12 protein-coding genes are annotated in these 11257 nt (G+C 63.8%); 8 read left to right on the top strand and 4 right to left on the bottom strand.

The annotated features are described in order from the left end of the window. Positions 1-645: 645 nt before the first annotated feature. Positions 646-1137 (top strand): hypothetical protein, encoded by a 492-nt coding sequence (locus tag EPL01_RS04365; protein WP_135824041.1) that lies wholly within the window; start codon positions 646-648, stop codon positions 1135-1137. A 189-nt stretch (positions 1138-1326) separates the two neighbouring features. Here the strand turns inward: EPL01_RS04365 and EPL01_RS04360 are convergent, their stop codons facing one another. Further along, entirely contained in the window at positions 1327-1719 is a 393-nt protein-coding gene (locus EPL01_RS04360; protein WP_135824040.1) for a hypothetical protein, read from the bottom strand. 157 nt (positions 1720-1876) lie between these two features. Next, the gene (locus tag EPL01_RS04355) at positions 1877-2416 is read right to left on the bottom strand and encodes a helix-turn-helix transcriptional regulator (protein ID WP_135824039.1); all 540 of its coding nucleotides are present in this window, start codon (positions 2414-2416) and stop codon (positions 1877-1879) included. 133 nt (positions 2417-2549) lie between these two features. Here EPL01_RS04355 and EPL01_RS04350 point away from each other — a divergent pair, with 133 nt between their 5' ends. The 3 genes from EPL01_RS04350 (at position 2550) to EPL01_RS04340 (ending at position 4561) form a co-directional block, all read left to right on the top strand. Further along, positions 2550-3200 (top strand): hypothetical protein, encoded by a 651-nt coding sequence (locus tag EPL01_RS04350; protein WP_135824038.1) that lies wholly within the window; start codon positions 2550-2552, stop codon positions 3198-3200. 113 nt (positions 3201-3313) lie between these two features. Beyond that, the gene (locus EPL01_RS04345; protein ID WP_135824037.1) at positions 3314-4054 is read left to right on the top strand and encodes a chemotaxis protein CheC; all 741 of its coding nucleotides are present in this window, start codon (positions 3314-3316) and stop codon (positions 4052-4054) included. A gap of 78 nt (positions 4055-4132) precedes the next feature. Further along, positions 4133-4561, top strand: a complete 429-nt coding sequence (locus tag EPL01_RS04340; protein WP_210424069.1) for a nucleoside deaminase — start codon at positions 4133-4135, stop codon at positions 4559-4561. A gap of 82 nt (positions 4562-4643) precedes the next feature. Here the strand turns inward: EPL01_RS04340 and EPL01_RS04335 are convergent, their stop codons facing one another. Beyond that, the gene (locus tag EPL01_RS04335; RefSeq protein WP_135824036.1) at positions 4644-5552 is read right to left on the bottom strand and encodes a tetratricopeptide repeat protein; all 909 of its coding nucleotides are present in this window, start codon (positions 5550-5552) and stop codon (positions 4644-4646) included. A 174-nt stretch (positions 5553-5726) separates the two neighbouring features. Beyond that, a complete protein-coding gene (gene icd, locus EPL01_RS04330; protein WP_135824035.1) occupies positions 5727-6995 on the bottom strand; it encodes an isocitrate dehydrogenase (NADP(+)) in 1269 nt (422 codons plus the stop codon). Positions 6996-7139: 144 nt separating this feature from the next. Here icd and EPL01_RS04325 point away from each other — a divergent pair, with 144 nt between their 5' ends. The 4 genes from EPL01_RS04325 to EPL01_RS04310 all read left to right on the top strand — a co-directional run bounded on the left by EPL01_RS04325 (position 7140) and on the right by EPL01_RS04310 (position 11244). Further along, the gene (locus tag EPL01_RS04325; protein WP_135824034.1) at positions 7140-8120 is read left to right on the top strand and encodes a ribose 1,5-bisphosphate isomerase; all 981 of its coding nucleotides are present in this window, start codon (positions 7140-7142) and stop codon (positions 8118-8120) included. 55 nt (positions 8121-8175) lie between these two features. Then, positions 8176-8685 carry a type II toxin-antitoxin system death-on-curing family toxin gene (locus tag EPL01_RS04320; RefSeq protein ID WP_135824033.1) on the top strand — a complete coding sequence of 170 codons (510 nt, stop codon included), beginning with the start codon at positions 8176-8178 and terminating at the stop codon, positions 8683-8685. Positions 8686-8789: 104 nt separating this feature from the next. Further along, entirely contained in the window at positions 8790-9350 is a 561-nt protein-coding gene (locus tag EPL01_RS04315) for a DUF302 domain-containing protein (protein ID WP_135824032.1), read from the top strand. Positions 9351-9876: 526 nt separating this feature from the next. Continuing rightward, positions 9877-11244, top strand: a complete 1368-nt coding sequence (locus EPL01_RS04310; protein WP_135824031.1) for a M28 family peptidase — start codon at positions 9877-9879, stop codon at positions 11242-11244. The last annotated feature ends 13 nt before the right edge of the window (positions 11245-11257 follow it).

The following is an 11257-nucleotide window of genomic DNA, read 5'->3' as shown; positions in this document are numbered from 1 at the left end:
TCTTGCCCAGTTCGAATTCGCGCCGGCCCACTTCTTCCCGCACTTCACTCCGACGAGCATCGCGTAGCGTGTGCGAGTCATCCGAAGTGCGGGAAACGTGAGTCGAGCGAATTCGAGCCAGCAAGTCGCAGGCCCGGACGCGCAACGAAGTGAGCATCCCGGAACGTCTTGCCCAGTTCGAATTCGCGCCGGCCCACTTCTTCCCGCACTTCACTCCGACGAGCATCGCGTAGCGTGTGCGAGTCATCCGAAGTGCGGGAAACGTGAGTCGAGCGAATTCGAGCCAGCAAGTCGCAGGCCCGGACGCGCAACGAAGTGAGCATCCCGGAACGTCTTGCCCAGTTCGAATTCGCGCCGGCCCACTTCTTCCCGCACTTCACTCCGACGAGTCGCAGGTCCGGAACGACCCCGCAGGTCGTACGTCTGGACCGTTCGGAGTAACTTGACTCGGCGCAGGTCGGACTCTTCCCGCTTTCGTAAACAGGTGGGCTTTCGTCTCGTCACCGCTGTAACTGCCCCTTCTTGCCGGTATCGCGCCGAGACTGTCGGGGCAATCCGCATTAATTCCACGCTCAGTAAGTGTTAGATAACTATCTAGATTCTGTAGAAAATTTTAATAGTATACTTTTCTAACTAATTACTGCCATGTCAGAAAAGACACGGCGGTCGTTCGTGAAGCAAAGTGCCCTGACCACCGCGGGCCTCGGTGCCCTCGCCACCGGAGTCGGTTCGGCCGCGGCCGAAGAGCGGACGAAGCTGACCTCCGCTGATGCGGTACAGATGGACCTCGATTCGGCCGACACCGAACTCGCAGGCGGCGATGTCACGACGATGGCGTCGTGGCCGGTCGAATTCAGCTTCGACATCGCACCCGGCGAAGGGAAGTTCGGAAACTCCCCGGCCATCGCTAGCGGTGCGTACTACGACTTCGACCTGAGCTACTCGCCGGAACTCACCGTCGCCCTCGGATTCCTCGATACCGCGACCGGAGAGTTCGACGGATACAAAGTCACCGGTAGCGGTACGTACCGACTCGAAGCCCCCGTCAGCATCCCGGAGGACAGCGCTGCCGTCGGAATCATCAACCTTGACGGTAACAGCCGCGCTGTTTCGGGCGACCTTTCGGTCACCAACTGACGCGAACTCCCCGAAATTTCTTTTTTGTCCGCCGCCCTGTTTCTCGACTGCGCGAGTATTCATCGCCGCAGTTAGCCGGATTACCGCCTGTATTGCTTATTTCGAAGCACGCGCTATCGTCGGTGGTATTATCACCATTAAAAAATATGGAGTGGCGGGCAAGCGACCGAGAATACTGGACGAGTTGCGTTACTCGTCGCGGATGTCCGTTCGAATCAACTCGTCGCCGAACGGGGTGAGTTTGCCTAGTTCGATTCGGAACGACTCGTCGGCGGTCAGTCGCTCGTCGTACTCGGCACTCTCGTCGGTGGTCGTTTCGGCCGTCTGCTCGTCTCCTGCGAGGTCCACGACGACGCCGTCACCACTCTGCTGGAACTGATTCTCGTTCAGGTCCATCTGGAACGACTCGTCGGCGGTCAGTCGCTCATCGTACTCGGCGCTATCGTTCGCTTCGGTCGGTTCTTCTGGCTGTTCGACGTTCGGAGAGTCCGAACTCACGTCGTCGGTAGCGACGATACCACCGGTTCCGACGGCTAGTATCGCGGCGACCGCGAGCGTGAGTGCGAGTAGCTTCGATTTCATGGTTTTTACCGTTCTGAGTGAGTCGGGGAAGCCGTCGGCGCACAGCCGACGCGTTTCGCCCGCCTCACTCCGGTTTCATCTTAGGCGAAAGACCACTTGATTTCCCGTTGGAAACGTACTGAAAACCGACGAAACGACCGCTGAAACCGATTTCGCCTCACTCGAGCATGACCACGTTCCCCATCCCGCGCCGCTTGCGCTCGGCGAGGTTCTTGCTCTCTAAGTTGTCGAGTACCCTGCTGACGGTCGCCTTCGAGAGGTCGGTCTGTTCGACGATCTCGTTCTGTGCGAGGACGCCGTCGGCGTCGAGGACGGTCTCGTACACGACTTGCTCGTTGCCTGCGAGTTGTTCTGCCCGTTCGCTCCACTCGTCCCGTCGCGCTTCCAGCAACTCGCCGCTCGACTCGGTAGTGCGTTCCCCGTCGGAACTCTCGGTAGCAGTCCCCGCTTCGACAGCGGTTTCGCCGACGACGAGCAGATACGTACCGCTCGCCCCCACGAGGCACGACGCGACCGTGACGATACCCACGGCGCGGTAGTCGAAGTAGCCCCCCAACTCGGCGACCTTCGTTCCGTTCTCGCCGACCGAGACCATCACCGGCGACGGATTTATCAACTGTACGGAGAGGACGAGCGTCGCGGCGACAAAGACGGCCGCCGCAAATAGATGCGTGTTCTGGAGGGTCCGCATGATCATATTTCAATATTCTAAGAGGGTTCTAATTACCGTCGATTTACCGCGTCCAAATGCGGCTGAAACGCTACTGAAACGCGTTTCGAACGTGTTTCACCCCAGCGTTGATATGTTCTTTCGTACAACGCTAGAACCGATGAACGGAGACGTTTACCGCCGGCTTCTCACGCTGGTCGGACTCGCCGCGCTCGGGGTTGGCTTGGCTTGGGCCGGAACTGCCATCGGTGTCGGCGAACCGGTTTCGGAGACGGGGCCCGGAGTGACGTTCGCCGTCGACGAAGACGGAGTTACGCTTTCTGACGACCGGCGAAACGTTACCGTGATGGACGACCTGTCCGGCGTCGAAACGATAGCGATAACCGACGCCGGCGACCGGTTCCATATTCGAACGGAAACGCGCGACTCGCTGACAAACGAAACGCGCGACCGTGCGATAGCGATTGCTCGGGATAACCGGAGTGTCCGTCACGCTCTCGCCGATGTGGGCCGATACGAACTCAGCGTGGAACCAATCACGAAGCTGAACAGCGGTTCGGCTCGAACTATCGAGATAGACGACATAAACGCGTCGGCGGCGAATGCATCGCAAGCGGCGACGTTCACGGTCGAAACCGTCTCGACCGGGGACGACTCGAAGTCCGTCACCATCGACCGCAGTCCGACCGCCGAAACGCAGGCCGTCGTCAGAGCGAACCGGCCCGGAAGCAACGAGACTGTGTACGCGTTCGTCGTCGATTTGACGACTGAAACCGTCGTCGAGGTAGAGGCTAAGCGCCACTTGCAGTGACCGCTCGAACGCGCCTCGTCGGTCGGAGCTTCTGCTGTTCCCCATCTCGGTCCTGCGGAGGAGTGCGGCGAACAACGTTTTATATCTCCGGTGGAACCGATGCACAACGACCAATGGATGCCGCGGACCGCGACGACGAGTTCGAACCCGCAAAGCCGATAGACGCCCCTGCTGATTCGACTGACACCGACGATTCGCCCTCACACGCCGACTCGCTCCCGAGAACCGACGATGACGACGACCGGATCTGGATTCCGCTCGACACCATCGCGGTCCTGAACTGGCTGGGCGACGCGGGCGTGGACGGCGTCGAGGAGCGACTCGGCAAAGTGCTGGCCGACGACTTGACGGTCCAGACCGAGCAGGTTCGCATCGACCACGCCGAGTCCGAGGTCGTCCTCTCCCGGTTCGGTGCCGAGGACCGGGCCGGGGCGCGCGTCCCGCTCCGCAAGCCCTTCGCCGGGCACGTGCTGGTTCTCTTCCCCGTCAAGAGCGCGAACGCGGCGGCCTCGCTGATGCTCGAACGCGCCGTCGAGGACGCCGCGTCGGTGGTCTCGACCGAGATGGGCCGGGACGCGCTGACCGAACTCTGCAACATGATGGCAAACGGGTTCGTCGACGAGTGGGCGACCGTCTTCGACACGCCTTTCGACACCGGCACGCCCGTCGCGGTCCAGAACCCCGAGATGACCCTGCTCCACCGCATCTTCTCGGCCGCCGAAATCGGCCTCTACCTCACCGCGCGCTTCCGCATCGAGGAGTACGGCATCGACGCGACGGTCTTCGTCTTCCCGAGCGAGGCCGAGTTCGTCACCAGACTCTCGCAGGTCGGTCCCGAGGTCATCGACCGGTAGCCTCTCGACCGATACCCGCTCGACCGATAGTTTCGCCAGAACCGGAACGTTTCTCGCCCGCCGGGCCGACCCTCCGCCATGCCCGAACTCGACGCGCTCGACCACGAACCGCACGTCCGCCGCGCAATCGACCTCGCCCGCGAGGCAGGCGACCGTGGCGACGGACCCTACGGGTCTCTCCTCGTCCGGGACGGCGACGTCGTGATGGAGGAGACCAACCGCGAGAACACCGACGACGACATCGCGCTCCATCCGGAACTCACGCTGGCCCGCCGCGCGGCCCGCGAACTCGACGCCGACGCTCGCGCCGAGGCCGTGATGTACACTAGCACCGAACCCTGCCCGATGTGCGCTGGCGGCATCGCCATCGCGGGCCTCGGCGGCGTCGTCTACAGGCGGAGCAGTCCGAATGCCTCGGGGAAGCGTTCGACGGCCCCGAAGGAGTTCCGTGCGGCGAAATCTTCGAACGCCGGTGGTGCGAGATACCGGTCGTCGGTGGGGTGTTAGAATCCGAGGGGATGGCGCTCCACCGCGAGTTCCGGTGACTCTGTCGGCATTCCGCTGACCTATCGAAAAATCGCCGGAACGCTCAGTCGTCCAGTGCTTCGAGGAACTCCCCGAAGACTTGCGCCTCGATTTCGCGGAGTTCCACCTCGTCGTCGGGGCCGACGCCGGATTTGAGGTCGGCCGGGTCGGTGTCGGTCTCGCCCTCGTGGAGCTGCTCAAAGAGCGCCTCGGCGGCCGCGGAGAGTTTCCCGCGGTGGTCCGCGACGAACTCCAGAATCTCCTCGCGGTCCACGTCCTCTCCGGCGATTTCGGCGTGGGCGACCAGACCGACGCCCGCCGCGAGGAGGACCCGGAACTGGCCGACCTGTTCGCGGACCACGTCCTTGCGGTCCCACGTCGCCTCCAGCAGGTCCGCGCCGCTGTCGTCTTCGCCAGCGAGCAGTCGGTTGAGCGCGAAGCCGTAGAGGCGTCCGACGCTGTCCTCGTTGTAAATCTGGTCGGCGTACTGTTGGATGAGCCGTTCCCGGCGCTCGTTCGAGATTTCGCCGGGGTCGGCCTTGCCCAGAACCATCAGGGCGTGGCCCCACCACTGGGCGAGTTCGTCGTCCTGCTGCTCGGCGTCGAGGATGTCGAGCATCGGTTCGAGAGCGTCGAGCGCGCCCTCGGCGTTCTCCCGCCGGGCGTGAAGTTCGACCACGCGCTCGTAGTGGCGTTTCGCCACCTCGGGGTTGTCGTTCTTCTGGGCCACCTCGGCCAGACGGAGGCCGAGTTCGACCGCCCGCTCGCTGTCGCCGAGGCGACCTCGGACGCTGACCGCCCGGTCGTAGTACTGCTGGGCGGTCTCGTAGTCGCGGCTGTTCTCGGCGCTCTCGGCGCGCTTCTCGTAGTAGACCGCCTCCACGCGTCGTTTCCACGGCAGTAGCTGGTCGAGGTACTCGCCGAGCCACCTGTCGAGTCGGCTCGCGTTCCCCGAAACGTCTTTGGTTCCCATGTGTGACCCACTCACGTGGAGTTTTATAAATCTCTCCATCACGGAATTTAACGTCGGAGTCGGTTCGAGGAAACGGTTGTCGGGCTGACTGGTGAGCTGTTTGCGGGACTGGCGGTGCAAGCGAGACGCGAAAAGAAAGGCGAAGCGAACGTGCTGAAGTGGACTTCGGGCGCTTTAGGCGAGGTCTTCGATGTTGTCGCAGATGGCCTCGGCGTACTCGGTGGTCGAGACCTTTTCGGCGTCCTCGCGCTGACGGGCGAGGTCGTAGGTGACGGTGCCCGAGGAGATGGTTTCCTCGACGGCGTCGCGGATGAGCTTGCCGGTGTCGTCCCAGCCGAGGTACTCGAACAGGAGCCGCCCCGAGAGGATGAGCGCGGTCGGGTTAGCTTTGTCCTGTCCGGCGCGCTTGGGTGCCGAGCCGTGGACCGGTTCGGCCAGACAGCGGTGTTCGCCGAAGTTCGCGCCGGGCGCGATGCCCAGACCGCCGATTTGGGCACCTGCGGCGTCCGAGAGGTAGTCGCCGTTGAGGTTCGGCATGGCGAGGACGTCGAACTCGTCGGTGCGCAGCTGCATCCACTGGAGCATCGCGTCGGCGAGGCGCTCCTCGACCATGACGGCGTCCTCCGGGATGTCGACCTCGTCCTGCTCTTCCCAGAGGGAGTCGGGCGCGGCGAAGACCTCGTCGTCGGGGTACTCCTCGTCGGCGACCTCCATGCCCCACGTGCCGAACTGGCCCTCGGTGAACTTCATGATGTTGCCCTTGTGGACCAGCGTGACCTTGTCGCGGTCGTTCTCGATGGCGTAGTCGATGGCCTCGCGGACGAGACGCTTGCTACCCTTCTCGGAGATGGGCTTGAGACCGAGGCCGATGGGACCCTCGTGCATCGTCTCGTCGAAGCCCATCTCGTCCTCGACGAAGTTCCGGACCTTCTCGACCTCCTCGGTGCCCTGCTCCCACTCGATGCCCGCGTAGACGTCCTCGGTGTTCTCGCGGAAGGTGACCATGTCCATCTCCTCGGGCGCTTTCATCGGGGACGGGACGCCGTCGAGGTAGTAGGTCGGTCGGACGTTCGCGTAGAGGTCGAGCGTCTGGCGGAGCGCGACGTTCAGCGAGCGGAAGCCAGCGCCGACGGGGGTCGTGAGCGGACCCTTGATGGCCACGCGGTGTTCGCGGAGGGCCTCGACCGTCTCGTCGGGCAGGTTGACGTCCTCGCCGTACTTGTCCCGGGCGCTCTGTCCGGCGTAGACGCGCATCCAGTGGGGGTCGCGGCCGGTCTCCTCGGCGGCCTTCTGAAGTACCTTCTGGGCGGCCGGACCGACGTCCTGTCCGATGCCGTCCCCGTGAATCATGGGGATGATGGGGTTCTCGGGGACCTGTAGTTCGTCGTTCTCTACAGTAACCTTCTCCCCGCCTTCGGGGACTTCCACCTTGTCGTAGCTCATAACGTATGGACCTGCGAGGGAGAAGGATAAAAGGTCTGCCGTTTGGCCGCGTAAGTGCCAGAAACACCATTAAATTCATTATATTCTTTCAGGTTCTCGAACGACCCCGTTCGTTTTTCCGGTCATGGCCCGTACTCTCCGGCCATGAGCCAGACCGACCCCGAACTCCACGAGAGCGTCGAGGAGGCGGCGGCCGACATCGCCAGCATGGAGATTCGCGGCGCGGCGACCATCGCCGACGCCGCGGCCGAGGCGCTGGCGGCCCAAGCCGAGGACAGCGACGCCGACTCGCCCGAGGCCTTCCGGGCGGAGATGCGCGCCGCGGGTCGCCGACTCCGAGAGACCCGACCGACCGCGGTCAGCCTCCCCAACGCGCTCCGGTACGTCCTCCGCGGGATGGCGGGCGAGACGGTGTCGGAACTCCGCGAGGGCGTCGTCGAGAGCGCCCACGAGTTCCAGCGCGAACTCGACCAAGCGCAGGACAACCTCGGGCGAATCGGAGCCAACCGCCTCCGAGACGGCGATACCGTGATGACCCACTGCCACTCGACCGACGCCCTCTCGTGCGTCGAGAAGGCCTTGGACCAAGGCAAGGACGTAAGCGCCATCGTCAAGGAGACCCGGCCGCGCAAGCAGGGCCACATCACCGCCGAGCAGTTGCGCGAGTGGGACGTGCCCGTCACCCTCGTCGTGGACAACGCCGCCCGGCGGTATCTGGACGACGCCGACCACGTGCTGGTCGGGGCCGACTCCATCGCGGCCGACGGGTCGGTCATCAACAAAATCGGGACCTCCGGCCTCGCGGTCAACGCCCGCGAACGGGGCGTCCCCATCATGGTCGCGGCCCAGACGCTCAAACTCCATCCGGATACGATGACGGGCCACACCGTCGAAATCGAGATGCGCGACGAGCGCGAGGTCCTCACCGAAGCCGAGGAGCGCGACATCAACGGCGACCTCGGGGGCGAGGGACTGACGGTCGAGAACCCGGCCTTCGACGTGACGCCGCCCCGCTACGTGGACGCCATCGTGACCGAGCGCGGCCAGTTCCCGCCCGAGAGCATCGTGACGCTGATGCGCGAGCTGTTCGGCGACCAGCAGGGCGGGGAACCGTGGGAGGAGTAGTCGAAGTCGTGTATTTAGTCGGGATTTAAAACGAGTCCGGACGAAGTAGCTCCGAATGACTGGCAGAGACGCCGAAAACTGGTATCCTTCGACTGAAGACGTTCTCGCGGTCCACGACGGGATTCTCACCGAGTATCCGGACAGCGAGCGCGGCGTTCGAACCGAACGACAGGTTCAGTTCGCACTCGACTTCATCGAACACGGGTACTTCGGAGAAGTTCCGGAATCCGTCCACGAGAAAGCGTTTCATCTCCTCCGATTGGTAGTCGCAAACCACCCTTTCGTAGACGGAAACAAGCGGACGGCACTCAACACGACCAGCGTCTTTCTCGCAGTCAACGGGTACCGATTCGACTACGGCGACGACGTGCGCGCCATGCTGAAACTCTTCGGCGTCCGCGAGGACTTACTGGCGGAAAACGCGACGGTCGAATACCTCTCGGAACTGACTGCAGTCGAATCTCGGCGAGGATTCAGCGACACTCCCGAGGACCGTCTCCTCGAAATCGCGCAGAACGACCGCGACGCCCACCGCGAAATCTACGATGCGCTCGCCGACGAGTAACCCCGAAACGCCCGCTTTCTCGACGCTCCACTATCGAAATCAAGAGTTCTGCGTCCGAAGCGTCCGGATAACTTTCCGTCGGAGCGTCGTCTCCTCGGCGAGTCATGAACGAAACGGAGCGACGCCGGTTTCTCAGGGCTGCGCTCGCCGGAGCGGGCCTCACGCTCGCTGGCACCGCGGCCGCAGACGAGTCCGACCGCCGAGGAAGCAACCAGAACAATCGGAAGAGCAATCAAGAAACTACTCAAACAACGACAGAGGAGTCTGACGGTGGCGCAGAGTCGGGCCTCGTCACGGTCGAGAGCGACGAGAGCGTCGGCGCGACCGTCGAGCGAATCGAGACAGACATCGAGGACAACGACGACCTCATCCTCGTGACGACCATCGACCACGCGCGCAACGCTCAGAACGCGGGTCTCGACCTGCGACCGACCTCGCTGGTCCTGTTCGGGAATCCCAACCTCGGCACGCAACTGATGCAGGTCAGCCAGACCGCCGGTATCGACCTACCTCAAAAACTGCTGGTCTGGGAGGCCGAGGACGGGACGACCAACGTGACCTACAACGACCCGACGTGGCTGGCCGACCGCCACGGCATCGAAGGACAGGAGGAGGTTCTGAACGCGATTTCGAACGCGTTGGAGACGTTGGCGACTGGTAGGTAACGGTGGCGAATGGGATAAAGTCGGAGGATAGGAAGAGAATTCGACTCGGCGCGTGGGGGCACGCGCAGAACTGCGCGTGTCCCTCGCGCGAGGGACGAGGGAGCGAAGCGACCGAGGAGGCTGGGGAGGACGAGGTGCGGTGCTGTGCGGGGCGATTGCGGGGGACTCCTCGGCTCAAGCCTGAAGCTAGCTACTTCTCGACTTCTTCTGTCGATGCGCTTGTGTTACGGGAATGGGTTGAGAAAGTTCGGAGAACTCGAAGAAGCAATTGTGGTCTCGAAAGCCCTCGCGCGGTTCGCGGTCGCTCAGCGACATATCCTCGATTCGTCTCGCTTCGCTCGACTCATCTTCGGATAGGGGTCGCTGAGACGACCATGGCCTTCGGCCGCGAACCCCGCTCGCCCTTTCAGTCCGCCGAGGGCGGGGTTGGTTCACCGGCCGAAGCAAATCAAGAGTGGTTACTCCGAGTTCCCCCATTTCCGACACCCACACCTTCTTGGGACTCACCGACCCCAGTTCACTCACTATGTCACGATTACCCAATGCAGTCGTCGGCGACGCTTACACCAGCCAGTTCGCGTGGGAGACCCTCGAGGAGTTAGTCGAAGTCGGCAACCGGATGGCTGGCCAAGAGGGCGAACGCGTTGGGGCGGAGGTAATCGCCGAGGCCTTCGAGGAGGCCGGACTCCGCGAGGTCGAAATCGACGAGTTCGAGATTCCGGGCTGGTGGCGCGGCTCCTCCGAACTCGAACTCGCCGACCCGCACCCGCGACGCTACGACGCCAGCCACGAGGTCATCGCCCTGCCCGGCACGCCCGCCGGAGACGCCGAGGGCGAGGTCGTGGACGTGGGCTACGGCACGCCCGAGGAGTTCGAGGACGCCGACGTGGAGGGCAAGATTGCGATGGCCTCCAGCGAGACGCCCGAGAGTCACGGTCGCTGGATTCACCGGATGGAGAAGTACGTCGCGGCCGCCGAGGCCGGGGCAGAAGGGTTCATCTTCCGGAATCACGTCGAGGGGTGCCTGCCGCCGACCGGCGAAATCGGCTACCACAACCGGCCCGGCCCGATTCCCGCGGTCGGGGTCTCCGCCGAGGTCGGGGCGAGGCTGGCGCGCTACTGCGCCGACGACGAGGCCCGCGCCACCCTCTCGGTCGAGTGCCGAAACGAGGAGACCTCCTCGCGGAACGTCGAGGCCGTGGTCGGTCCTGCTGAGGCAGACTCCGAAGTCCTCGTCACCGCCCACGTGGACGCCCACGACATCAGCGAGGGGGCCAACGACAACGGCGCGGGGTCGGTGCTGGTCGCCGAAGTCGGCCGCCTGCTCGCGCAGGTCGAGGACGACTTGGACACTCGCGTCCGCCTCGTCACCTTCGGCTCCGAAGAAATCGGCCTCTGGGGCGCGTACCACTGGGCCGAGAGCAACGACCTCGATTCGGTGAAGGCGGTCGTCAACGTGGACGGCGCGGGCAACTCCAGAAACCTCGGCGTCATGGCGAACCAGTTCGACGCGCTCGCGGCGGTCTTCGCGGACGTGACCGACGACCTCGGGGCACCCCTCTCGCGCCGGGACACCATCAGCCCCCACGGCGACCAGTGGGCGTTCGTCCAAGAGGGCGTCCCGGCCGTGATGGCCTACACCGAGTCCGAGGGGTCGGGCCGCGGGTGGGGCCACACCCACGCCGACACGCTCGACAAACTCGACGTGCGCGACCTCCGGGCGGTCGCCATCACGCTCACCGAATCGGTCCTCGAAGTCGCCGACGACGGCCGGGAGATACCCCACAAGTCCCGCGAGGAGATTCGGGACACCATCGACGAGGGCTACGTGCAGGAACTCAAACGCGGCGGGCGGTGGCCCTACGAGGAAGGTTCGTGCCAGTCAGGAGAGTAGCGCAGTAGAAACA

The organism is Halorussus ruber, assembly GCF_004765785.1.
GTDB classification, from domain to species: Archaea; Halobacteriota; Halobacteria; order Halobacteriales; family Haladaptataceae; genus Halorussus; species Halorussus ruber.
The sequence above is the reverse complement of the archived record's forward strand: the minus strand, read 5'-3'. Positions and strand labels throughout refer to the sequence as shown.